The sequence below is a fragment of the Vagococcus lutrae genome, assembly GCF_003987555.1.
In the GTDB taxonomy this organism is placed as follows: domain Bacteria; phylum Bacillota; class Bacilli; order Lactobacillales; family Vagococcaceae; genus Vagococcus_A; species Vagococcus_A lutrae.
In genome coordinates, this window is sequence record NZ_NGJW01000003.1 from 18,755 (window position 1) to 41,965 (window position 23,211).

Sequence of the window (23,211 nt, forward strand, 5' to 3'; positions counted from 1 at the left end):
CGATGAAAAATGCTTGGGAATATGTACATCCTAAGGATACCTTTTCAGTCACGCTTATCGGCACTTTAACACGTGAAGATTATCAAACGCTAGCCGAATTTTATCAGCCTGTCATTGGTATGACAGGCTTTACCTTATATCACGCCTTGACGACGTTTTTAGACGTGGATAAAGTCGGCCAAAAGGACCGCTATTTTTTACACGCCGATATTTTAAATCAGTTAGATATAGATTTACAACAATTTTATCTCGGTCGTCAAAAATTAGAGGGAATCGGTCTATTGAAAGTGTATCAATTAGAAGAAAAAGATAAACGTGAATGGCGCTATCAGTTGCAGCCACCACTCAGTGCGATAAAAATTTTACAAGATCCGTTACTTGCAACACTTCTATTAGAAAAAATCGGAGAGCGTCGTTTTAATACCCTATCTCGTTACTATCAAGTAATCGAAGAACCACGAGATAATTTTAAAGAGGTAACAGAATCTTTTGTGAATGTCTATCAAGTGAATCACGAACGCGTATTAGCCTATGAAGTACCAGAAGGCATGACAGAGCCTGAAGTGTCACTGCAAACACAAGCGACAACGATTTCGTCATTTGATTGGCAATTTTTCAATCAACTCATTGCGTCCTTAAAGCTAGATGAGCGTCATGTGACAGAGCACCTAAAACCGATGATCCTCAGCCTGCATCAGCTATACGGTCTGAATGAGTTGACGATGAAGACGTTTGTCGAAGCGAGTGTTAATTTTGAAACCAATCAGGTTGATTTGTCTCGTTTACAACGATTAATTGTTAAACGACAGACACCCGCTATTAAAAAAAGTACGGTTTCTACCAAAATAGAAGAAGCGTCTTTAACAGAAAAAGAGCAATTAATGAAGCGCTACAATCAGCTAGAAAAACAAGGCTATACTGAGGGAGAACGCCAAGTCATCATGATCAGCGAAACATTGTATCCTATGGTGTTTTTAGAAGATATTAAACAACAAAAACAAGGTTTTGTTTCAGAAGACGAGCGATGGGTTATTCGAAATCTAGTCAATCAAACGCCTTTATCCAATAGTGTTATTAATATTTTAGTGCATTATTGTTTGGTAATACAAAATAATCCTGTCCTTGAATCAAAATATGCCAATAAAATTGCCAATGATTGGGCTCAAACGGGTATTAAAACACCGGAAATGGCAATTGATAAAGTTAAAGACATGGTAAGTAAGCCGACTACGAAACGCAAAAATTATTCTAAAAATAATCAAGTGGTTCATTCATCACGCAAAGAATCTTTGCCGAAGTGGGTAAATCAAGAACAGCAAGAAACACCTGTTTCAAATGAAACGTTAGCGCAAATTAATGAACGACTGCGTGCCATGAAAAATAAGACAAGAAAGGAGGATAATTAATGGAAAATGTTGGAAATGCCATGGGGGAAGTTATGCGTAGACAGCAGTGGAATGATCGTTTTCAGGCAATTAAACAAGAAATATTGCAACATCCAGAAGTGGCTCAATTTTTAAACGAGCATCAAGAGCAGTTAACGGACGAGATGATTGACCGAAGCATTAGTAATTTGAATGAATTTATTCAAGAACAAGCGAAGTTTCGTGTATCAGACCCGACACAGATTGCTCCTGGATATGAACCAAAGCTTGTGCTACAAAGCTATGGAATCGATGTAACGTACGTCCCAACGGAAGCTCTGATTGAAGCTCAAGAGGCAGAGAAGGTAAAAAAACGAGTGACAACGATAGATATGCCCAGAGATATACGTCATGCTAGTTTTGATCAATTTGAAGTGACAAATGAACGGATGTTAGCTTTGGATGAGAGTTTGAAGTTTATCGAATCTTATACGCAGGCCGGTAAGCAGTTTGTCCCAGGTTTGTATTTTCAAGGATCGTTTGGCGTGGGTAAAACGTATCTTTTAGGTGCCATAGCCAATGAGCTCGCAGAACGTGGTTATCAAACAACACTTGTTCATTTCCCGACCTTTGCAGTGGAAATGAAAAATGCGATTGGGACGAATACGACGGGCGAAAAACTAGACGCGGTGAAAAAGACACCGGTTCTCATGATTGATGATATCGGAGCTGATTCGATGAGTAGTTGGATTCGAGATGACGTCTTAGGTGTTATCTTGCAATATCGTATGCAAGAACAGCTTCCAACATTTTTTAGCTCTAACTTTAGTATGGAACAGTTAGAAAATGAACATTTGCGCATTACGCAAAGAGGGGAAGACGAACCATTGAAAGCGAAACGTATTATGGAACGCGTGCGCTTTTTATCAAAAGAAATTAAAATGGTGGGCAAGAATCGTCGCTTATCCTAAAGAAATAACGTGTGTTTCTGTCGATATCTGTCTAGGAAAAATCGTTGACAATCGATAGGAATACTAGTATAATCATTCTTGTTGCTTAAGAGGTGAGAAAAATGAAATGGGCATTATCAGCATTAAATAAGTTTAAAGGTCAACAATTACCAATTAAAGAAACAATCGTCATTGAAAAAGAGTTGATGGAACGAGAAGCAAGCGTTCTAGCTGCCTCACCTTTTAATGTCGAAGGCTTTTTAGCTGTTGATGAAGAAGAGTATCTTTTGTCTTTAAAGGTTGAAGGCACGCTAACATTACCGTCGACACGTTCACTTGAACCGACAGAGATTCCTTTATCTTTTGAAATTGATGAACGATATATGACATCAGAAATCTACGAACGGGATGCCGATATCGAGGGAAATGAACTCGTGATTGTACTAACAACGAACACGCTAAATGCGGTTGAATCTGTTATTGATTATACGTTGTTAAATATTCCGCTACAGATACTCACTGAAGAAGAAAGAAGTGGAAAAGAGATGCCATCTGGTGACGGTTGGCAAATTATCTCAGAAGCCTCTTATCTTCAACAACAAGAAGCGACAAAGGAAGAACCTAAATTAGATCCTCGTCTTGCGAAATTATCGGCTTTGTTAGATAATAACGATTCAGATAACAGGTAAGATTGGAATAGATGTTAGTCATTGACTAACAAAAGTATTGAAGGAGGTGTAGTTCAAATGGCAGTACCTGCAAGAAGAACTTCAAAAGCAAAAAAAGCAAAACGTCGTACACACTATAAATTATCAGTACCTGGTATGAGCACATGTTCAAACTGTGGTGAGATGAAACGTAGTCACCACGTATGTCCAGAATGTGGTCATTATGCTGGAAAAGAAGTACAAGCTTAATAACATTTAATTAGAAATGTTGAAACTCATTAGACAACCATGGAGTCTAATGAGTTTTTTTATCGTTTGAAAGTTGTTTTAGTTCACATCTGAATTAAGGTATATTATACTTAATAAAAGAGTCAATTTAGAAATTACAGGAGGCAAGACAATGTCAAAACAAAATATTGGGGTCGTCGGTATGGCGGTCATGGGAAAAAACTTAGCATTGAATATTGAAAGTAGAGGATATTCAGTTTCTATTTTTAACCGAACAGCGGCTCGTACAGAAGAAGTTATCAAAGAACATGATGATAAAAATTTAGTTGCGACTTATACGATTGAAGACTTCGTGGCATCATTAGAAAAACCACGCAAAATTATGTTAATGGTTCAAGCAGGTAAAGCGACTGATTTAACGATTCAATCTCTACTACCTCATTTAGATAAAGGAGATATTTTAATCGACGGAGGAAATACGTTCTACAAAGATACGATTCGTCGTAACGAAGAATTAGCTAATTCAGGCATTAACTTCATCGGAACAGGTGTATCTGGTGGGGAAGAAGGGGCATTAAAAGGGCCTGCTATTATGCCTGGGGGGCAAAAAGAGGCGTATGAATTAGTAGCCCCTATCTTTGAACAGATTGCTGCCATTGCGGAAGAAGACGGTCAACCATGTGTAACATATATTGGGCCTAATGGAGCAGGGCATTACGTTAAAATGGCTCACAATGGTATTGAATACGGCGATATGCAATTAATTGCTGAATCCTATGATATTATGACTCGTCTACTTGGTTTATCAGTAGAAGAAGTCGCTGAAATTTTTGCCGATTGGAATAAAGGTGAGCTTGACAGCTACTTAATGGAAATTACGGCAGATATTCTAACTCGTAAAGACGAAGAAACAGGCAAACCGATTGTCGATGTGATTTTGGATGCAGCTGGAAACAAAGGAACAGGAAAATGGACGAGCCAGAGTGCTTTAGACTTAGGTGTCCCACTACCTCTTATTACAGAATCGGTTTTTGCTCGCTATATCTCAGCGATGAAAGACGAACGTGTTGCAGCAAGCAAAATCATTCCGGCTCCAACAGTTTCAGCATTTGAAGGAAATAAAGAAGAATTTGTTGAAAAAATACGTCAAGCTCTATACTTCAGTAAAATCATGAGCTATGCACAAGGTTTTGCTCAATTACGTGTGGCAAGTGAAGAGTATGGTTGGGATTTAGAATATGGTGAGATTGCTAAGATATTTAGAGCAGGATGTATCATCCGTGCGAAATTCTTGCAAAAAATCACAGATGCTTACGAACGTGATCCACAACTTACGAATCTTTTGTTAGACGAGTACTTTAACGAGATTACGCAACGTTACCAACAGTCTGTCCGCGAAGTAGTAGCAATGGCTGTTCAGGCAGGCGTTCCTGTCCCGACATTTTCTTCAGCGATTGCCTACTATGACTCTTATCGAAGTGCTGACTTACCTGCCAATATTATTCAAGCACAACGTGATTACTTTGGTGCACATACATATCAAAGAAAAGATAAAGAAGGCACGTTCCATTACGACTGGTATCAAAATTAATCATTTTCAGGAAAAGCTATCATTCTTTGCTTAGAATGATAGCTTTTTTCACATTTTATCGTTATAATACTAACAGTATTAGATTATATTTCGAAGAGAGGAAATATGAAAGATGAGTAAAATTTTAATCATAGAAGATGAAAAAAACTTAGCACGTTTTGTTGAGTTAGAATTAAAACATGAAGGATATGAAGTAGAAGTCCATCACAATGGTCGTACAGGGCTTGAAGCAGCTCTTGGCTCTGATTGGGATGCGATTTTATTAGATTTAATGCTACCTGAGCTAAATGGTTTAGAAGTTTGCCGTCGTATTCGTCAAACGAAGGAAACACCCATTATTATGATGACAGCTCGTGATTCAGTGATTGACCGTGTATCAGGTTTAGACCATGGTGCCGATGATTATATCGTTAAACCTTTTGCGATTGAAGAGTTGTTAGCTCGCTTACGTGCTTTATTACGCCGTATCGATATAGAAGGTGACCGTAATGTGACTAAGCAAACAACGTTAACTTATCGTAATTTAACAATCGAAAAGGAAAATCGTGTTGTTAGACGAGATAATGACGTGATTGAATTAACTAAACGCGAGTATGAATTACTCTTAACTTTAATGGAAAACATCAATGTCGTCTTATCACGTGATGTTCTCTTGAAAAAGGTATGGGGATATGAAACAGAAGTCGAAACAAATGTGGTCGATGTTTATATTCGCTATCTCCGTAATAAAATTGATGTGCCAGGTGAAGATAGCTATATCCAAACCGTTCGCGGTACAGGGTATGTGATGAGGTCTTAATGAAACGTTTAAAAGAATGGTGGGAGTCTCAGCCTTTTAAAATAGGTCTTAGCTTTAAATGGACACTGATGACCTCGGTTTTTGTTTTTGTTATTGTCACGATTTTTTCAGTGGTGACTTATAAAACGAGTTTTGCTATTTTAGTGAAGCAAGAACGCGAAAATATTGAGATGACTTTAGACCATATTACTAAGCGTTTGAGCACTTCTCAAAATGAGCTTTCAATTCGAAATACCACCTACTACTTGCGTGAAGGAAACTCACAACCAAGTATTGAGCCGATAGACCAAACGTTAGAAGCGAACTTAATTCGATTGAACACGTTTATTTCAGAACTGTCACAACCCGAGTTAAGTGTATCGGTTTATAATTTAGATAAAAAACTCGTTTTCGAAACGCGAAATACTGGTTATCCTTATGTTGGTAGTAATAGTAAGAGAATAGAAGAGCAAAAAGTGGGGAACTTATCTGGGTTTGTCGCGTATCAACCTGTTTTTTCTCAAAAAACAGGCGAACAAACGGGTTACGTGCAACTTTTTTACGATTTATCTTCCGTTTATGAAGTCAGACGTAAGTTATTAAATACTCTAGTGACGTTAGTGTTACTTGGCTTAGTGGTGAGTTTTGTACTAGGTTTTATCTTGTCGACTTACTTCTTACGTCCATTAAAACAAATTACTGAAATCATCAATCAAATTAAAAATGACCCGCAAGTTGACGTGCGTATTCCTGAGATGAATCGTCACGATGAATTTGGAGATTTAGCAGAAGTCTTTAATGACATGATGGATCGTATGCAAAAATTTATCGAACAACAGCAACAGTTTGTTGGAGATGTATCACATGAATTGCGTACACCTGTTGCTATAATTGAAGGGCATTTAAAGCTACTTAATCGCTGGGGAAAAGATGACCCTGAAATCTTAGAAGAATCGCTAGAGGCGTCACTACAAGAAATCACGAGGATGAAAAGTCTTGTACAAGAAATGCTTGACCTTTCACGTATTGAGCAAGTAGAGTTTCAACACAAACATGATACATCATTAGCAAAAGAAGTCATTCATCAGACTGTCAATAACTTTACTTTACTTTACGAAGACTTTATTTTCATATTAGATGATGATTTATCTGAAGAAAAAGAAGTCAAAATGTACCGAAATCATTTTGAACAAGTGTTAATTATCTTACTTGATAATGCGGTTAAGTACTCTTTAGACCGTAAAGAGATTCATGTTTCAGTCTCTTCTACTATGAATACCCTAGAAATCGCCGTTCAGGATTATGGGGAAGGGATTGCCGAAGAAGATCTTGACCGTGTTTTCAATCGTTTTTATCGTGTCGATAAGGCAAGAAGTCGTCATAAGGGCGGCAATGGACTCGGTTTAGCGATTGCTAAAGAACTCATTGAAAACTATCGAGGAGCCATTCAAGTGGATAGTGTCTTAGGACACGGCACAGTGTTTAGAATTCAACTACCTATTAAATAATAGAAAAAACCGCTCGTCTCCTTTTAGGGGACAAGCGGTTTTTTATTGTAGCCGTTTAATATAAGGCTTTAAAATTAGCCCTTGCGACTTAATAAATGTATTGCCACTAGACTCATAGCCCAGTTTTTCATAAAATAACCAAGCTGATTCTCTTGCGGTTAAAAAGATTTCTTCGTAACCTTGTTGGCGTGCAATTAATTCCGCATAGGCCATTAATGACTGGCCAATTTTCATCCCACGATAAGCGTCGGAAACAGCGACTTGTTTGATTTGAGCTGTGTTCTCACGGTCAGTATTATCTAAAAAGAGTGTTCCGACCACGCGTTGGTCAATAATTGCTGCTAGATGAATGGCAAGCTCTTCTTGAATTGGCGCATCTGTGATAAGTGTTAATCCACTTGGTTGGTTCAAATGCTGATTGCGTAAAGCAATGCCTTCATAATATTCTTTACTTTGCCATTGAATTGTTTTCATTTTGATTGCCATAATCTATCATCCTTTCTCACATTACCTTAAAAATTAAAACTGAAACATCGAAAAATCCGTTGTCTGTTTGGTAATAGGGATAAGGTGATGACTGAGCATAAATGATAATACAACATTCATTATTTTTTTCATGTTAGCCTCCTATGATACGGCCACCATTAGATGATTGCCATATGTTTTGATATACGTGTGCAACTGACTGGGTCCATTCGCGTCGTCCATGACAACCACCTCCTTAAAATATAAAAAAACCTTACATGACGAAAAACGCAACGTAAGGTTGATAGTATCAATCATGATTAATCGTTGAGTTTTAGCACTATACAACGTAAAAAATTATCGTAATAATTTTTAGGTACATTCAGAAAAGCCTTATGTCGACTATTCATGTTCTACCCATTGGCGTCTCTCGACGTTTCTGGGCAGTACCCTGTGTTTGTGTAGAAGCCTCGCCTAACAAATCTATTAAGTTATAGCTAAAATATAACATGATTTTATCTGTTTGACAATCAATAAAACAAAAAAGAACTTGAATGTTCAAGTTCTTTTTCACAAAGAGTCATTTATTTATTTCGTTGTTGCTTACCAGCATTACGTCCTTTTCCTTGTGGACGATTTCTTGCAGGTTGATTGACTTTTTTTGTAGCCGGTTTAGCAGTTGGTGTAACATTTTTAATTGGTTCAACTGGCTCTGGTGGGTTTAAACGCATCATTTCTTCAATTTCCGCTTTGATTTTTGGTTTTTGGATTAAGTTTGTATAAAGAGATTGTAAACAACTGAAAAGTCCTCCGACAACCCAGTATAGCGTCACTCCAGCTGGAGATGAGAAAGAAATAAACGTAATCATTAGCGGTGACATATAAAGCATCATTTTCATTTGTTTCTTTTGTTCTTCAGGAATACCTATCATGCTAATAAAACTTTGTAATAAGTAAGCTAAACCTGCTAGGATAGTCAGCAGTAAGCTTGTTTGACTTAAGTTGATACCTAAGAATGTCGCATTAGAAATATCAATGCCAACTGGATATTTGACTGAGAAGAATAAAGCAGTAAAAATTGGCATTTGAATTAGTAAAGGTAAACATCCGATACCACCAAACATGCTAACGTCGTATTTAGCATAGAGTTCTTTCATTTCCTTATTAACCGCCATTTGTTCTTCAGGAGAAGTAGCCATTTTTAATTTTTCCTGAATAGCTGTCATTTGTGGCTTGAGATACGCCATTTTTTCAGACATGTAGGTTGATTTTTTAGTCTGATGTAGCATTAATGGGAATAATAAGAGACGGACGATAATCGTTAAAACGATGACAGCAACCCCATAGTTACCAAAGATATCGACTAAGTAGTTGATAATCACACTCATCGGTTTTACTAAAAAGTTGTAAATCAATCCGTTCCCAGTTGGTTGTCCAGCATTTGGACCTGTTTTATAAACATCGACACAACCAGATAACGTTAAAGCGAGACCAAATAACCCTGAGGCCATTAGCCATTTTTTCATATTTTTCATTGCGTTCTTCCTTTTGTTAAATTTTATTCATAAGAATAACTATAATCGAAAATGAGATAGTTTTCAATGATTAGTTAGAACCTTATGAGAGTCTTTAATAGGTTACCTTAAAAGAGGAGTACGTTGGCAACGTATCGTCATATTCTAACTCATAATCATCGACACGACCGCTTGGAGTAGGGGAAGCTTTTATTTTTTGAATAAATAACGCTATTCTTTCGGGACTACCACTGGCTTCAATATAAACGGAACCGTCCGCTTGATTTTTAACGAGTCCTTTTATTCCATATTGGTCGGCGACAAATTTAGTCATATAACGAAAACCAACTCCTTGAACCCGGCCATAAACAGTTAATCTTATTTTTTTCACCAGAATCACTCCTTTCTTTCTATTATATAGGGTGACTAGAGAATTGTCATGCTAACATTCGCATGCTTCATGTTATAATAGACAGGCAGTGTGATAGGAGGATAACACATGGAAATTATAACATCTAAACAGAATCCTAAGATGAAAGAGTTACGAAAACTAGCCAAAGCTAAGGAGCGTCAACGGCAAGGTCGCTATCTTATTGAAGGAGAGCATTTAATAGAAGAAGCGGTACAAGCTGAAGTTGAAATAGAGCATATTATCGTGACAGAAACGTACTACCATAGTAAAGAAAAGGAATTGAATAAATCTATACTCATCGTGACATCAGAAGATGTTTTTAATAGCTTATCTAGCTTGCCGAGCCCTCAAGGAATTATGGCAGTATTGCCAATAAAAAATATAGAATTGCCTAATAAAGCAACAGGAAAGTGGTTGTTGTTAGACGAAGTGCAGGATCCAGGAAATGTGGGAACGCTCGTCCGCACGGCAGATGCTGCAGGGTATCAAGGTGTCATCATAGGAGAAGGTACAGCGGATATCTATCAATCGAAAGTTTTGCGTTCTATGCAAGGAAGTCATTTTCATTTGCCTGTGATATCTGTGGCGTTAACGCAAGCGATTGATTGGTTTCATGAACATCAAGTCCCAGTTTATGGCACGGCTTTAGATGAAACGGCGTTACCTTATTATGAGGTGGCGCGAACCAATGATATAGCGATTATTATGGGAAATGAAGGAAAAGGAATTCGGCCTGAACTTTTGGCGAAGACAACAAAAAATCTCTATATACCAATGCCCGGCAAGGCGGAGTCTTTAAATGTCGGAGTGGCAGCAGGTATTATTTTGTTTGAAACGATAAAAAAATAGCGTGTTTTTTTAAAATCAAACGCTAGTAAAAATAGATAAGTCGTGATATGATAAGGAACGTAGTCAAGTCGCAGTGGTCCACATAAAGGAATGATGAAATGAATTTAGATTGGCAATCAGATCAAGAATACTTGTCATTAGTAGAAGATCTTTTAGAAACTGAGGAAGTCCAAAAACTTTCAGAGTTCAAACAACATCGGTATGCGACGCGCTTGAGTCATTCAATTAGCGTTTCTTATATAAGTTATAAAGTTGTCAAAAAATTAAATGGTGATGCACGTGCGACCGCTAGAGCGGGATTATTGCACGATTTATTTTATTACGATTGGCGAGATACGAAGTTTGATGAAGGCACACATGCCTATGTTCATCCACGTATCGCAGTGAAAAATGCAGAAAAGTTAACAGAACTATCCGATTTAGAAAGAGATATTATTATTAAACATATGTGGTTAGCAACAATTGCGCCCCCTAGATATAAAGAAAGCTTCGTCGTCACGTTTGTTGACAAATACTGTGCGACACATGAAAGTTTAATGCCTGTGTTTAGAAGAGCTAAACGAAAAATGTCCGCTTTCTTTATGGTTTAGTCAGTCAAGAAGTGATGAGTCGTAAAGATTATCACTTTTTTGTTTGACTTTAATTAAGAGAAGAATTGAGGTGGATTTAATGAAAACGATGGATGTAAATGAAATAAAAGAATTTCAAATGTGTCCGAAGTTTGAAAAAACATTCAGTATTCTTGGTAAACGTTGGAATGGACTGATTATTGATGTCTTGCTGCTTGAAGGGACACAGCGTTTTGGTGAATTAGCTGATAAAATTCCGAATATTAGTGACCGTGTTTTAGTCGAACGACTAAAGGAACTTGAATCGTTCGGTATTGTTAAACGTCAAGAAGATTCTTGTAACAGTAAGAAAGTAGAGTACTGTCTAACAGAAATGGGTTGCGCTTTGAAGCCAGCGATGAAAGAGATACAAGCATGGGCTGAAACTTGGATTAAGTTACCAAGTTAATTTGACCTTTTCTGAAGATTCTTGTAGACTAATAATAGAAGCAATAATGGAAACAAGTAAATCAGATAAGGCTTGTCAGGGAGACTCTTCATGACTGAAAGAGAGTTAAGCTGAGTTGATTGAAATTCACTTCCGTAGCTCCTTAGTCAAAAACTAAGGCGGTGATACCACCGTTAAAAAAGTAAAGGATAATTACTAACGGTAGTTATTAAAATAGGATGGTACCACGACACCTCGTTCCTGATATAGGAAGAGGTGTCTTTTTTATATGAAAAATAATGCAAAAGAAAGGAAATGAACATGGACTTACAAGAGCAATTAGAACATTTAAAGAAAGAAACGCTTGCTAAAATCGAAGATGTGAGTAACTTAGATCATCTCAATGATATTCGTGTTAACATATTGGGGAAAAAAGGCCCCTTAACAGAAATTTTAAGAGGGATGAAAGATTTAACCGCAGAGGAGCGTCCAAAAGTAGGAAGCTTTGCTAACCAAGTAAAAGAAAAATTAGCGGATGCCATTCAAGAGAAAAAAGATATACTTGAACAAGAGGCATTAACGTTAGCGTTAAAAGCCGAAACAATTGACGTGACACTACCAGGAAATACATCGGTACATGGGACGACGCATATTCTGACACAAACGATTGAAGAAATTGAAGATATATTTTTAGGTATGGGATATCAAATTATTGAAGGTTACGAAGTGGAGCAAGATGCGTACAACTTTGAGCGTATGAATATTCCTAAAAATCATCCCGCTCGTGATATGCAAGATTCTTTTTATATTTCTAATGAATTACTATTACGTACGCACACATCACCCGTTCAAGCACGGACGATGGAGAAGCATGATTTCTCTCAAGGCTCTTTACGAATGATTAGTCCTGGGAAAGTGTTCCGTCGTGATAATGACGATGCAACGCACAGTCATCAATTTCATCAAATCGAAGGTTTAGTTATCGATGAAGGAATTACTATGGGAGATTTGAAAGGAACGCTAGAAGTTCTCTTAAAGAAAATGTTTGGCGAAGACCGTGAAATTCGTCTACGTCCTAGCTACTTCCCGTTTACAGAACCTTCTGTTGAAGTGGATGTGAGTTGTTTTAAATGTGGCGGCGAAGGTTGTAATGTCTGTAAGGGATCAGGTTGGATTGAGATTTTAGGTGCCGGTATGGTTCATCCTGATGTGCTTAAAATGTCAGGCATTGATTCAGAAAAATATAGCGGATTTGCTTTTGGTTTAGGGCCAGACCGTGTAGCCATGCTAAGACATGGTGTGAATGATATTCGTTATTTCTATCATAATGACCACCGATTTATTGAACAGTTTAATGTAAAGGAGTCAAACTAATATGTTAGTATCTTATAAATGGTTACAAGAATTAATCGATATTGAGCATGTTTCTGTTGATGAGTTAGCAGATAAACTATCTCGCACAGGAATAGAAGTCGAAGAAGTCAATCGTGCGGCAGATGGCTTGAAAAAACTGGTTGTCGGTGATGTACGTGAGTGTGTGCCTCATGCTAATAGTGACCACCTATCAGTTTGTCAAGTGGATGTGGGTGAAGAAGAACTTTATCAAATTGTATGTGGTGCGCCCAATGTAGCCGCGGGACAAAAGGTGATTGTGGCATTGCCTGGAGCGAGAATTGTCGATAATATTAAAATCAAAAAGAGTAAAATGCGTGGCGAAGTATCTCAAGGTATGATTTGTTCTTTAGAAGAGCTAGGTTTTCCTGAAAAAGTTATTCCAAAAGCTGAATCGGACGGGATTTTCGTCTTACCTGAAGAAGCAAAACCGGGTGAGAGTATCTTCCCTTATTTAGATATGAATGATCCGATTATCGAGTTATCAGTGACGCCAAACCGTGCAGATGCGTTAAGCATGAGAGGGGTAGCTCATGAAGTTGGCGCCATCTATCGTCAGAAACCTCATTTTGAAAAAGTGACGCTGAAAGAAGATTTATCGAAAGATATTCGTGATTATCTAACCGTTACAGTTGATTCAAAAGAAGATACGCCTAACTATCGTATGCGTATGATTGAAGGTGTAAAAGTCAAACGTAGTCCACTATGGTTAGAGAGTCGATTAATGCATGAGGGAATTCGTCCTGTCAATAATATCGTCGATGTGACGAACTATGTTTTACTTTTATTTGGACAACCTCTTCATGCTTTTGATTATGAAGCGCTAGGCAGTCGTGAAATTTTAGTGCGTCGTGCCTTTGAAAATGAAACGCTAACTACACTAGATGAAGTAGAGCGTAAATTAGGAACGGAATCGATTGTTGTCACGAATGGTCGAGAACCTGTTGCACTTGCTGGTGTTATGGGAGGGTATGACTCTGAGATTACTGAAAAGACGACTGTTGTAGCATTGGAAGCAGCAAGTTTTGACCCTAGTTTGACACGTAAAACCGCAACAAAACATGGCTTGAGAAGTGAATCAAGTGCACGTTTTGAAAAAGGAATAAACCTTGGGACGATTGAAGAGGCCCTTGACTATGCTGCCATGATGATTGCTGAATTAGGCGAAGGGACGGTAATTGGAGGCCAACTTATTGGAAGCGAAACAGCACCCGAAGAAGTGGCGGTGACGGTTTCCCTTGACTATATTAACCGTGTCTTAGGAACAAGTTTGTCAGAGGACGAAGTTTCTGAAATATTTACTGCTTTAGATTTTCCATTTACGGTGAGTGACGCAGTATATACAGTGGATATACCTTCACGTCGTTGGGACATAAAAATACCAGCCGATATTGTCGAAGAGGTGGCACGTATCTATGGTTATGACCGTTTACCTTCAACTTTACCAAGTGGAGAAGCGTTACCTGGACGTTTAACTAGACGTCAATTTTTAACACGTCAAATGCGTCATGCGCTAGAAGGAGCGGGACTTTCTGAAGTCATTAGCTATGCGTTAACTACACCAGAGAAAGCGACACAATTTACGCTAGAAGAGCTTCCAACCGTGGCATTAAGTTCTCCTATGAGTGTAGACCACAGTGTATTACGTCAAAATTTAGCTAGTGGTATGCTAGATGATATTGCCTATAACCAAGCACGTAAACAACTTAATAATAAATTTTATGAGATAGGCAATACCTTTATTTCGAATGGCGATCACGATTTACCTGAACAACGCGAGCATTTAGTGTTAGCAATCAGTGGCTTAACAGAAGATAAAAATTGGCAAGGAACCCAACGCTTAGTCAACTATTATGACTTAAAAGGTGTCGTCGAACGTGTCTTAAATATATTAGGTGTGACGAATGTACGTTATCATGCCCTGACTGATTTAAATGAGATGCATCCTGGAAGAACAGCAGGTATTTATGTGGGAGAAACATTGATTGGTTTTGTCGGACAGGTTCATCCCGTAACAGCAAAATCATATGATATCAAAGAAACATATTTAGCTGAATTGGATTTAGCACGGATTTTTGAATTAGAGGTTCCGGGTATCAAATTTGAAGAAGTTAGCAAATATCCAGCTATCTCGCGTGACATTGCACTACTAGTTCACCAAGATGTGACACATGAGATGTTAGTTGAAACGATTAAACAAAACGGTGGTGCTTATCTGAAAGAAGTCGTACTGTTTGATATATTCACAGGAGAAAAACTAGGTTTAGATAAAAAATCAATGGCCTACTCATTGACTTTCCAAAACTCAGAAGAAACCCTTGTGGATGACGTGGTTAATACCGCAATGAATAAAATTGAAAAAGCATTAGTAGCGGAACATCAAGCAGAAATTCGTTAAATTTTGCGAACACATTTTAATATAAAAAAGGATAGTTTTGACTATCCTTTTTTATTTTGCATGAAGGATTCGTTATAAATTTAAATTAAGTTTTGTGCTTTTAGTATTAAGAACGACTAAAAACGTATATAATAGAAGAGAATGAGATGTTTGATTAGTAGGAGGGATAGAATGAGTGACAATCGACCGATTGGTTTTATTGATTCAGGAGTGGGCGGTTTAACGGTCGTCAAGGAAGCGTTAAAACAATTACCCAATGAATCTGTCGCTTACTTAGGTGATCAAGCACGCTGTCCCTATGGTCCCAGACCACATGAAGAGGTATTAGCGTTTACGTGGGAGATGACGCGTTTTTTATTGAAAAAAAATATTAAAATGCTTGTGATAGCGTGTAATACTGCAACCGCTGTCGCATTGGAGGACATTAAGGCAGCCTTAGACATACCGGTCGTTGGAGTTATTTTACCAGGGAGCCGTGCTGCTTTGAAGCGGACGGAAACACATCGTATTGGCGTGATTGGAACTGAAATGACGGTTAAAAGTTTAGCATACAGTCAGGCAATGGCTCAAAAGTCTGCTAAAACAGCGGTTCATGAACTCGCTTGTCCGAAATTTGTGCCGCTTGTTGAGAGTAAACAGTATCGAAGTTCATTAGCTAAAATGGTTGTAGCAGAATCGTTAAAACCTCTAAAACAAAAAGGGGTAGACACCTTAGTTTTGGGGTGTACACACTATCCATTACTAAAACCTTTAATTCAAAATTTTATGGGGGACGATGTGACGCTTGTAGATTCTGGAGCTGAAACAGTTGGAGAAGTGAGTATGTTGTTAGATTACTTTGATATTGCAGCTAATGAACAACCGCATCCACCAGAACATCATTTTTACACGACTGCGTCACCTAAGATGTTTGAAGAAATTGGAAAAGATTGGTTACCATTACCGTCATTGACGGTCGAAAAAGTTGTAATTGTTGATAATTAATAATAGAAAGTAGATGATGAGATGCGACATGATGCTAGACAGCCACAAATGATTCGCTCGGTTAAAATTCAACCTAATATTCTTTCTTATGCAGAAGGCTCTGCATTGATACAAATGGGGAAAACGAAAGTGTTATGTGCGGCGACTGTGGAAGAATCTGTCCCTCCTTTTTTAAAAGGAACTGGAAAAGGATGGGTAACAGCTGAATATAGCATGCTACCAAGAGCAACACAAACCCGTAATCGACGAGAAAGTCATAAAGGGAAACTGTCTGGGCGTACAATGGAAATTCAGCGTCTGATAGGTCGTTCTTTACGTGCTGTCGTCGATTTAGAAGCACTTGGTGAGCGTTCAATTGTCGTGGATTGTGACGTTATTGAAGCGGATGGTGGGACACGTACTGCAAGTATTACAGGCGCTTTTGTTGCCTTATCACTTGCTATTTCGTCCGAATTGAAAAAAGGGAATTTGCTAACTAATCCGATTAAAGAAAGTGTTGCGGCGATTAGTGTTGGCATTTTAGAAGACGGATTGAAAGTCTGTGATCTTGATTATCATGAGGATGTTGCGGCTTTAGTAGATATGAATGTCGTCATGACAGGTTCTGGTCGCCTTATTGAAGTACAAGGGACGGGTGAGGAAGCAACGTTTTCTCGCCAACAGATGAATGATTTACTAGATTTAGCAGAAGAGGGAATTCAAGAGTTAATTATTTGCCAAAATAAAAGTATGAATCATCAGTCAGAAACGCATAGAGTCAACCAAAATGAGTTGTTGATTGCCACGCATAATAAAGGTAAAGCACGTGAATTTGAAAAAATGTTTGCTAAAAAAGGCATAACAATCAAAACCTTAAACGACTATCCAGATATTCCAGAAGTGGAAGAAACAGGTCATACTTTTGAAGAAAATGCCCGGTTAAAAGCAGAAACGATTGCAAATCTTTTTGGATGTACAGTCTTGGCAGATGATTCGGGATTGATGGTAGAAGCTTTAGGCGGGCAACCGGGTGTCTATTCAGCTCGTTTTGCGGGAATGAATCGCGGAGACGCAGCAAATAATGCCAAGCTATTACATGAGTTAACAGATGTTCCGAAAGAAAAACGCCAAGCCAAATTTCATTGCACATTAGTGGCTGCACATCCGGATAAAGAAAGCCTCGTTGTATCAGGTGAAGTAATGGGGCAAATCTTGACAATTCCTCGTGGTGATAATGGTTTTGGTTATGATCCATTATTTTATGTACCAAGTCTAGGTCAATCAATGGCGGAATTAGATGAAGAAACTAAGAATCAGATAAGTCATCGCGCGCAAGCATTAGCCGCTCTTGATAAAAAATGGGATGATTGGATGAAGGAGACAGATTAGGATGAAATATTTAGTTATCAGTGATAATCATGGCGATCGCGATGTGTTAGTGGACGTTATTAATCGTTGGCGAGATGGAGTAGATGTGATGATTCATTGTGGAGATTCTGAATTATCACCTGAAGACGAGTTGTGGGAATCATTTGATGTGAGGGTAAAAGGAAATTGTGATTTTGATTCTCGCTATCCAGAACGAGTGACGTATGAAAAAGGAAACGAACGCTTTTACGTCACACACGGTCATTTATCACGCGTGCGTGCTGGTCTACACTGGCTCGCGCATGAGGCTGAAGAACAAAATGCTACAATTTGTTTGTTTGGTCATACACATCAACTCGGAGTTGAAAAAATTGATGATATTTTATATTTAAATCCTGGTAGTATTCGTTTACCACGAGGTCGCTATATGATAAAAACATACGCGATAATTGAGAGTTGCCAAACACAGTATAAGGTTGATTATTATGACCAAGAACATCAGAAAGTACCAGAGTTAAGTTGTCAATTTCAGAAATAAGTCATGGTGAGAGGAAGCATAGTATGATTGCTCAAGAAATACAAGAACATTTGCTAGAAAATCAAGCGCATTTTTTAATCCCAGCTGATAAAGTCGCGCACGTTATGGACCAAAATCCTTTGAGTCATGCGCTATTAGTTTTATCAAAAGTAAAATATTCCCGTATTCCTGTTTTAGATAAGGAAGATCGTTTGGTCGGTCTAATCGGATTAAGCGATGTTGTCGATGAGATGTTAGCTTTAACTGAAATTAGTACGGATGGATTGGATCACAAGTGTGTTCGCGATGTGATGGACACCGATGTATTTTCTGTTACAAATCCAGAAGATATCGAATACTTATTACATGCTTCGGTTGACCATTCCTTTATCCCGGTTACCGATGAAGCTCAGCACTTTTTAGGAATTGTTACTCGCCGCACTATTTTAAAAGCAGTTAATCATCTTTTACATACGTGTGAGACAGTATCTAAAACGGTGTAATCATATAAATAATAAAGAGCGAAGACTAGAAGAAGTTATTTCTAGTCTTTTTCTAAAGGAGGGAATATAAAGTGATAACTGAAGAAGATTTGAAGTCGATTAGAAGAGCGTTACATAAAATCCCTGAAATCGGCTTAAAGGAATACAAAACGCATGAATATTTAATGACGTTTATTCGTCATTTACCTACTGAACATTTAGAAATACGCGTGGATGAAACCGCGGTATTAGTAAAAGTAAAAGGGATAGTCGGGAAACATACTGTTGCTTGGCGAACAGATATTGATGGCTTACCTATTTTAGAACAAACAGATGTTGAGTTTTCATCAGAACACACTGGATATATGCATGCTTGCGGTCATGACGTACATATGACATTGGCATTAGGGTTACTACATTACCTCAGCCATCATCCTATTGAACATGATGTTGTCATTTTCTTTCAACCGGCGGAAGAAAATGAAGCAGGAGCTAAACGTTATTTAGAACGAGAGATTTTTAAGGGATGGGAACCGGATGAAATTTATGCCTTGCATGTTAATCCTTCTTTACCAATAGGCATGATTAGTACGCGTGTGGGGAGTTTTGCTGCTGGAGATTGTGAATTTCGGATTTGTTTAAAAGGGAAATCGGGACACGGTGCGTCACCACACTTAGCGAACGATATGATTGTAGCGAGTGCATCGTTGATTCAGCAAGTCCAGTCGATTGTCAGTCGCAATGTCAATCCGCTTGAAGAAGCCGTCATTACGATTGGTTCGATTCATGGCGGAGAAGCAACGAATGTCATTGCAGACGAAGTCACACTAAGAGGCTCTATTAGAACGTTAACGCCCGAATTAAATCTTTTAACACAAAACCGTTTGAAGACGTTAGTTAAAGGTATAGGAATAAGTTATGATTGTGACGCAACGATTGAGCTTGACCAAAAAGGATACGTTCCCGTGATAAATGATAAAAAAACGACTAATCGTCTCATTGAGGCAGCTAAAAACAGTCAATTTGTTCAATTTGAAGAATGTTTACCAGCGTTAATTGCTGAAGATTTTGGTTATTTATTAGCCCATTTTCCAGGAACAATATTTTGGATGGGTGCCGAGTGCGAATATCCCTTACATCATGAAAAAATGCTAGTAAATGAAGCGTGTTTAATGCCCACACTAGATTTTTTAATTGAATATTTTACCACTAAACTTACTTTTTGATTTATCTTTCAAAAGGTAAGTTTATTTATTTGACCTACATATAACGTTTCGTTATACTTGTATTACATTTTGTTATAAATGAACAAAAGATACAGGAGGAGTTCAATTGAAGAAAATAGTTAATAAGTTTGTTTGGATAGGGGCGTTGATAGTGCTGGCCGGGGGGATGGCAGCATGTGGTAAAAACACGAACACAACATCGTCATCATCGACGTCATCTCAATCAGACGTTTTCACATATGCTATTAGCGGAGACCCCAGTTCACTTAATCCAATCAATGTAAGTGACCGTTGGGGTTTAACCGTGACTAATATGGTCTTTTCACCGCTTGTTAGAATTGAAGGGGACGGTACACAGAAGTTTGAGTTAGCAGAAAGTCTAGAAGCGTCAGAAGACGGTAAATCTTTGCTAGCACGTTTACGCCAAGATATTAAGTGGTCGGATGGCGAACCGTTTACAGCCGATGATGTGGTTTTTACGTATACTGAAAAAGCGAAACGTGAAAACGGTGGAGCAGACGGGCTTTGGGTTGATGACCAACCGATTAAAGTAGTAAAAGTTAATGATTATGAAGTTCGTTTTGAATTACCAACGGTGAGTGCGGCAGCTTTAAATAACATAGCGACTGAAGTTTATATCATCCCGCAACATGTGTATCAAGATATACCGGATTTTTCGGTTACTGATTTAGGTCAGGATTTAGTGGGTACTGGACCGTACAAACTTGTTAAAAATAAACGGGGTGAGTACTTACAATTTGTGGCGAACGAACACTATTTCCGTGAACCTGCTAACATTAAAAATGTTACGCTACGTATCTTAACGAGTAGCGATACAACCAAAGTGGCCTTACAAAAAGGTGAAATAGATGCATCGTTTGTTTTACCTAACGATGTAAAGGAAATTGAGAAGAGTGGTTTGAAGCCTTACGTTTATAGTGAAAACCGTGTTGGATATCTAGGACTTAATACTCATTCACAAAAGTTGGCACAAAAAGAGGTTCGTCAAGTGATATTCTATGCTTTAAATCGTGAGGAGATGAATCTGGCCAGTTATTTATCAAAGGACTATTTTGATAATGCTGTTTCTATATTGCCACCACAAAATCCTTTTGTGACGGATAAAGTCAATGATTATTCGCAAGATGAAGCGAAAAGCAAAGCTTTGTTAAAACAAGCGAATATCAATAATTTACGTATTAATTTAGGGTTTAGTTCAGATGATCCTGCTCAGTCGTTGCAAGCCGCTTTAATTCAGCAACAATTGCAAAAAGTTGGTATTCAGGTAGAGCTTAAAGGAGGAGACGGTTCGGCAATATTTACGGAATTGAAGAAACCCGGAAGTGAAGCATACGATATGTTTTTAGGTGGCTATATTATGGGGAATGACCCTGATTTGTATTCAACGTTATATGCATCGTATGGCTCAGCAAATTATTTCCAATATCACTCAGACGAGACAGACCAGTTGTTTCATGAAGGTGCTGTTGCTTTAGATCAAGAGAAAAGACAATCTGCTTACGAGGCTTTACAAGTCAAAATTATGGACGATGCGATTGTGTACCCCATTGTAGATAGTAAGAAAGTCTTAATGGTTAATCCACGCATTGAACATGTGGAAGAAGCTGGCTTAGTGCCAATCTATACGTTTGAAGATATGTCAAAATTGAGTTTTAAATAACGAACGAGAATAACAGAAGTGTTCTCACTTCTGTTATTTTTTTATTGATAAGAAAGGAGCTGCCAAGAGATGTTACGTTATATTTTTAAGCGTGTTTTACAATTAATACCATTACTTCTAATTATTTCTTTTATCGTATTTAGCTTGATTTATATTGCGCCATTTGATGCAGTAGATGCGATAACAACGCCCAATATGTCACAAGAAACAATTGAAATTTTAAAAGCGAAGCATGGATTAAATGAACCGTTCTTAACACAATACGTTTACTGGTTACGTCAGATTTTATCTGGTGATTTTGGACAATCGCTCGTTACTCAGACAAGTATTAGTGAAGAACTTTTAACACGTTTGCCTAATACTATTCGTTTAATTTTACCAGCCTATTTGACGGCTTTAGGACTCGCGATTGTTTTAGGTCTTATTGCGGGTGCGAATCATCATCGTATGGTAGACCGTTTGATTGATACAATCTGTTCAATCGGCATCGCCACACCTACTTTTTGGTTCGCGATGTTGATGATTTATTTGGTGGGTTATCGCTTAAATTGGCTCCCTATTATAGGAATGCATACAATTGGTAAAGAAGGTCAACTTTTTGATTACCTTCAACATTTTATCTTACCGTATTTCGTTTTAGTTGTTGCTTTTTTTCCAGAATTAACACGGTATGTTCGTTCTTCGACTTTACAACAGCTGTCGAAAGATTACGTGATGGTTCAAAAGTCTTTTGGAGCGAGTAAGAAATCTATTTTTATGCATCATATTAGTCGAAATGTTTTGATACCGATTGTGACCCAAATTGGATTGGCTCTCCCGATGCTCGTGACGGGAGCGATTATTACAGAGAGTATTTTTGGTTGGCCGGGAGTAGGCCCTTATCTGATGAGTGCGACGAAAAGTCTAGATTACCCAGTGATTATGGCGGTCATGTTATTGTCAGCAACGCTTGTAATTTTGGGGAATTTATTATCCGATATCTTGTATCGACTTGTCGACCCACGAATTAAACAAGGGGGGGAAGTTTAATGAATTGGTCACAACGTTTTCGTTTGAATTTAAGAAAATATCCTAGTTATGGCATCGCCTTATTGTTTTTGTTTGTCATCTTCATGTTAGCTTTATTAATCCCTTTTGTTCCCATTGACCCAAACGCAACGGACGTATCGAATATTTCAGCGTTGCCAAGTCGTGCTCATTGGTTTGGTACCGATGAGTTAGGACGCGACTATTTGATACGTGTGATTTATGGTAGCCGTATATCTTTATTAGTCGGTGTCTTAGCGATGTTGACGTCAACGATTATTGGCACGGGTATTGGTCTTCTTTCTGGCTATTATGGTGGTAGAGTGGATAGTTTTTTAATGCGTATGGTTGACATCCTATCATCGATTCCGTGGCTCGTTTTAGTTATTGTTTTAAGCGTGTTTCTTCAGCCAGGTTTAAGAACCATCATCATTGTAATCGGTGGGTTTTCATGGATGAATATTGCGCGATTGGTCAGAGGTGAAACGCTGTCTGCTAAAGAACGTGATTATGTCCTTTATGCTCAGTTTATTGGTGAAAAAAACAGCAAAATCATCTACCGACATATTTTTCCTTTAGTCTTACCTACTTTAATTGTTGCGGCGACAACAAGTATTTCTGGAGCGATTATGACTGAATCAGCGTTAAGTTTTTTAGGCATAGGCATCCAACCACCTATTGCGAGTTGGGGGAGTCTCCTTCAAAATGCGCAAAGTAGCTTGCAACGTGCGCCTCATATGGCATTATTACCTGGTTTATTTGTGATGATGACAGTCTATTCTTTTAATAAACTAGGAGATTTAATTAGAGCAAGTATGGTAAAGGAGGGATAGAA

At 38.1% G+C, this 23,211-nt stretch carries 23 protein-coding genes, 1 riboswitch and 1 other annotated feature; of the genes, 20 read left to right on the top strand and 3 right to left on the bottom strand.

Going from position 1 to position 23,211, the window contains the following annotated elements:
• The first annotated feature begins 2 nt into the window (after positions 1–2).
• From CBF33_RS02895 to CBF33_RS02925, 7 genes are all read left to right on the top strand, one after another.
• A complete protein-coding gene (locus CBF33_RS02895) occupies positions 3–1,406 on the top strand; it encodes a replication initiation and membrane attachment family protein (RefSeq protein ID WP_126761439.1) in 1,404 nt (467 codons plus the stop codon).
• Positions 1,406–2,335 (top strand): primosomal protein DnaI, encoded by a 930-nt coding sequence (gene dnaI, locus CBF33_RS02900; protein WP_126761441.1) that lies wholly within the window; start codon positions 1,406–1,408, stop codon positions 2,333–2,335. Before CBF33_RS02895 ends, dnaI begins: the two co-directional genes overlap by 1 nt.
• A 101-nt stretch (positions 2,336–2,436) precedes the next feature.
• Positions 2,437–3,003 (top strand): YceD family protein, encoded by a 567-nt coding sequence (locus tag CBF33_RS02905; protein WP_126761443.1) that lies wholly within the window; start codon positions 2,437–2,439, stop codon positions 3,001–3,003.
• 57 nt (positions 3,004–3,060) lie between these two features.
• Complete coding sequence (gene rpmF / locus CBF33_RS02910) at positions 3,061–3,231, top strand: 50S ribosomal protein L32 (protein ID WP_023605615.1); 171 nt, start codon at positions 3,061–3,063, stop codon at positions 3,229–3,231.
• 151 nt (positions 3,232–3,382) lie between these two features.
• Positions 3,383–4,801: an NADP-dependent phosphogluconate dehydrogenase gene (gene gndA, locus CBF33_RS02915; protein WP_126761445.1), complete on the top strand. Its 1,419-nt coding sequence runs from the start codon at positions 3,383–3,385 to the stop codon at positions 4,799–4,801.
• Positions 4,802–4,913: 112 nt separating this feature from the next.
• The gene (locus tag CBF33_RS02920; protein ID WP_023605613.1) at positions 4,914–5,600 is read left to right on the top strand and encodes a response regulator transcription factor; all 687 of its coding nucleotides are present in this window, start codon (positions 4,914–4,916) and stop codon (positions 5,598–5,600) included.
• Positions 5,600–7,087 carry a HAMP domain-containing histidine kinase gene (locus CBF33_RS02925; protein ID WP_126761447.1) on the top strand — a complete coding sequence of 496 codons (1,488 nt, stop codon included), beginning with the start codon at positions 5,600–5,602 and terminating at the stop codon, positions 7,085–7,087. The genes CBF33_RS02920 and CBF33_RS02925 overlap by 1 nt, the downstream gene beginning before the upstream one ends.
• Before the next feature lie 42 nt (positions 7,088–7,129).
• Here CBF33_RS02925 and CBF33_RS02930 read toward each other — a convergent pair whose 3' ends face one another.
• The 3 genes from CBF33_RS02930 to CBF33_RS02940 form a co-directional block, all read right to left on the bottom strand.
• Complete coding sequence (locus tag CBF33_RS02930) at positions 7,130–7,573, bottom strand: GNAT family N-acetyltransferase (RefSeq protein ID WP_023605611.1); 444 nt, start codon at positions 7,571–7,573, stop codon at positions 7,130–7,132.
• A gap of 291 nt (positions 7,574–7,864) precedes the next feature.
• Positions 7,865–8,041: riboswitch (M-box (ykoK) riboswitch) on the bottom strand.
• 95 nt (positions 8,042–8,136) lie between these two features.
• The gene (gene yidC, locus CBF33_RS02935) at positions 8,137–9,087 is read right to left on the bottom strand and encodes a membrane protein insertase YidC (RefSeq protein ID WP_126761449.1); all 951 of its coding nucleotides are present in this window, start codon (positions 9,085–9,087) and stop codon (positions 8,137–8,139) included.
• Positions 9,088–9,181: 94 nt separating this feature from the next.
• Complete coding sequence (locus CBF33_RS02940; protein WP_126761451.1) at positions 9,182–9,457, bottom strand: acylphosphatase; 276 nt, start codon at positions 9,455–9,457, stop codon at positions 9,182–9,184.
• 108 nt (positions 9,458–9,565) lie between these two features.
• Here CBF33_RS02940 and CBF33_RS02945 point away from each other — a divergent pair, with 108 nt between their 5' ends.
• The 13 genes from CBF33_RS02945 to CBF33_RS03005 all read left to right on the top strand — a co-directional run bounded on the left by CBF33_RS02945 (position 9,566) and on the right by CBF33_RS03005 (position 23,209).
• A complete protein-coding gene (locus tag CBF33_RS02945) occupies positions 9,566–10,327 on the top strand; it encodes a TrmH family RNA methyltransferase (protein ID WP_126761453.1) in 762 nt (253 codons plus the stop codon).
• Positions 10,328–10,425: 98 nt separating this feature from the next.
• Positions 10,426–10,917: an HD domain-containing protein gene (locus CBF33_RS02950; protein WP_023605607.1), complete on the top strand. Its 492-nt coding sequence runs from the start codon at positions 10,426–10,428 to the stop codon at positions 10,915–10,917.
• Positions 10,918–11,005: 88 nt separating this feature from the next.
• Complete coding sequence (locus CBF33_RS02955; protein WP_126761709.1) at positions 11,006–11,344, top strand: winged helix-turn-helix transcriptional regulator; 339 nt, start codon at positions 11,006–11,008, stop codon at positions 11,342–11,344.
• A 34-nt stretch (positions 11,345–11,378) separates the two neighbouring features.
• Positions 11,379–11,589: a binding site (T-box leader), on the top strand.
• A 55-nt stretch (positions 11,590–11,644) separates the two neighbouring features.
• The gene (gene pheS, locus CBF33_RS02960) at positions 11,645–12,697 is read left to right on the top strand and encodes a phenylalanine--tRNA ligase subunit alpha (RefSeq protein ID WP_126761455.1); all 1,053 of its coding nucleotides are present in this window, start codon (positions 11,645–11,647) and stop codon (positions 12,695–12,697) included.
• Between the two features lies 1 nt (position 12,698).
• Positions 12,699–15,113 (top strand): phenylalanine--tRNA ligase subunit beta, encoded by a 2,415-nt coding sequence (gene pheT, locus CBF33_RS02965; protein WP_126761457.1) that lies wholly within the window; start codon positions 12,699–12,701, stop codon positions 15,111–15,113.
• Between the two features lie 171 nt (positions 15,114–15,284).
• Positions 15,285–16,097: a glutamate racemase gene (gene racE / locus CBF33_RS02970; RefSeq protein ID WP_126761459.1), complete on the top strand. Its 813-nt coding sequence runs from the start codon at positions 15,285–15,287 to the stop codon at positions 16,095–16,097.
• Between the two features lie 21 nt (positions 16,098–16,118).
• Positions 16,119–17,465 (top strand): ribonuclease PH, encoded by a 1,347-nt coding sequence (rph, locus tag CBF33_RS02975; RefSeq protein WP_126761461.1) that lies wholly within the window; start codon positions 16,119–16,121, stop codon positions 17,463–17,465.
• Between the two features lies 1 nt (position 17,466).
• On the top strand, positions 17,467–17,982 hold the full coding sequence (locus CBF33_RS02980) for a metallophosphoesterase (protein WP_126761463.1): 516 nt from the start codon (positions 17,467–17,469) through the stop codon (positions 17,980–17,982).
• A gap of 23 nt (positions 17,983–18,005) precedes the next feature.
• On the top strand, positions 18,006–18,464 hold the full coding sequence (gene cbpB, locus CBF33_RS02985; RefSeq protein ID WP_126761465.1) for a cyclic-di-AMP-binding protein CbpB: 459 nt from the start codon (positions 18,006–18,008) through the stop codon (positions 18,462–18,464).
• A 71-nt stretch (positions 18,465–18,535) separates the two neighbouring features.
• Positions 18,536–19,669 (top strand): N-acetyldiaminopimelate deacetylase, encoded by a 1,134-nt coding sequence (locus CBF33_RS02990; RefSeq protein WP_126761467.1) that lies wholly within the window; start codon positions 18,536–18,538, stop codon positions 19,667–19,669.
• A 166-nt stretch (positions 19,670–19,835) separates the two neighbouring features.
• Positions 19,836–21,350, top strand: a complete 1,515-nt coding sequence (locus CBF33_RS02995) for an ABC transporter substrate-binding protein (protein WP_126761711.1) — start codon at positions 19,836–19,838, stop codon at positions 21,348–21,350.
• A gap of 69 nt (positions 21,351–21,419) precedes the next feature.
• The gene (locus CBF33_RS03000; protein ID WP_126761469.1) at positions 21,420–22,379 is read left to right on the top strand and encodes an ABC transporter permease; all 960 of its coding nucleotides are present in this window, start codon (positions 21,420–21,422) and stop codon (positions 22,377–22,379) included.
• Positions 22,379–23,209 carry an ABC transporter permease gene (locus CBF33_RS03005; protein ID WP_126761471.1) on the top strand — a complete coding sequence of 277 codons (831 nt, stop codon included), beginning with the start codon at positions 22,379–22,381 and terminating at the stop codon, positions 23,207–23,209. The genes CBF33_RS03000 and CBF33_RS03005 overlap by 1 nt, the downstream gene beginning before the upstream one ends.
• Positions 23,210–23,211: the final 2 nt, after the last annotated feature.

Bases quoted from the DNA above. Each gene is read 5' to 3' on its own strand.
- CBF33_RS02895 (WP_126761439.1), top strand. From the start codon at position 3: ATGAAAAATGCTTGGGAATATGTACATCCTAAGGATACCTTTTCAGTC.
- dnaI (WP_126761441.1), top strand. From the start codon at position 1,406: ATGGAAAATGTTGGAAATGCCATGGGGGAAGTTATGCGTAGACAGCAG.
- CBF33_RS02905 (WP_126761443.1), top strand. From the start codon at position 2,437: ATGAAATGGGCATTATCAGCATTAAATAAGTTTAAAGGTCAACAATTA.
- rpmF (WP_023605615.1), top strand. From the start codon at position 3,061: ATGGCAGTACCTGCAAGAAGAACTTCAAAAGCAAAAAAAGCAAAACGT.
- gndA (WP_126761445.1), top strand. From the start codon at position 3,383: ATGTCAAAACAAAATATTGGGGTCGTCGGTATGGCGGTCATGGGAAAA.
- CBF33_RS02920 (WP_023605613.1), top strand. From the start codon at position 4,914: ATGAGTAAAATTTTAATCATAGAAGATGAAAAAAACTTAGCACGTTTT.
- CBF33_RS02925 (WP_126761447.1), top strand. From the start codon at position 5,600: ATGAAACGTTTAAAAGAATGGTGGGAGTCTCAGCCTTTTAAAATAGGT.
- CBF33_RS02930 (WP_023605611.1), bottom strand. From the start codon at position 7,573: ATGGCAATCAAAATGAAAACAATTCAATGGCAAAGTAAAGAATATTAT.
- yidC (WP_126761449.1), bottom strand. From the start codon at position 9,087: ATGAAAAATATGAAAAAATGGCTAATGGCCTCAGGGTTATTTGGTCTC.
- CBF33_RS02945 (WP_126761453.1), top strand. From the start codon at position 9,566: ATGGAAATTATAACATCTAAACAGAATCCTAAGATGAAAGAGTTACGA.
- CBF33_RS02950 (WP_023605607.1), top strand. From the start codon at position 10,426: ATGAATTTAGATTGGCAATCAGATCAAGAATACTTGTCATTAGTAGAA.
- CBF33_RS02955 (WP_126761709.1), top strand. From the start codon at position 11,006: ATGGATGTAAATGAAATAAAAGAATTTCAAATGTGTCCGAAGTTTGAA.
- pheS (WP_126761455.1), top strand. From the start codon at position 11,645: ATGGACTTACAAGAGCAATTAGAACATTTAAAGAAAGAAACGCTTGCT.
- pheT (WP_126761457.1), top strand. From the start codon at position 12,699: ATGTTAGTATCTTATAAATGGTTACAAGAATTAATCGATATTGAGCAT.
- racE (WP_126761459.1), top strand. From the start codon at position 15,285: ATGAGTGACAATCGACCGATTGGTTTTATTGATTCAGGAGTGGGCGGT.
- rph (WP_126761461.1), top strand. From the start codon at position 16,119: ATGCGACATGATGCTAGACAGCCACAAATGATTCGCTCGGTTAAAATT.
- CBF33_RS02980 (WP_126761463.1), top strand. From the start codon at position 17,467: ATGAAATATTTAGTTATCAGTGATAATCATGGCGATCGCGATGTGTTA.
- cbpB (WP_126761465.1), top strand. From the start codon at position 18,006: ATGATTGCTCAAGAAATACAAGAACATTTGCTAGAAAATCAAGCGCAT.
- CBF33_RS02995 (WP_126761711.1), top strand. From the start codon at position 19,836: ATGGCAGCATGTGGTAAAAACACGAACACAACATCGTCATCATCGACG.
- CBF33_RS03000 (WP_126761469.1), top strand. From the start codon at position 21,420: ATGTTACGTTATATTTTTAAGCGTGTTTTACAATTAATACCATTACTT.
- CBF33_RS03005 (WP_126761471.1), top strand. From the start codon at position 22,379: ATGAATTGGTCACAACGTTTTCGTTTGAATTTAAGAAAATATCCTAGT.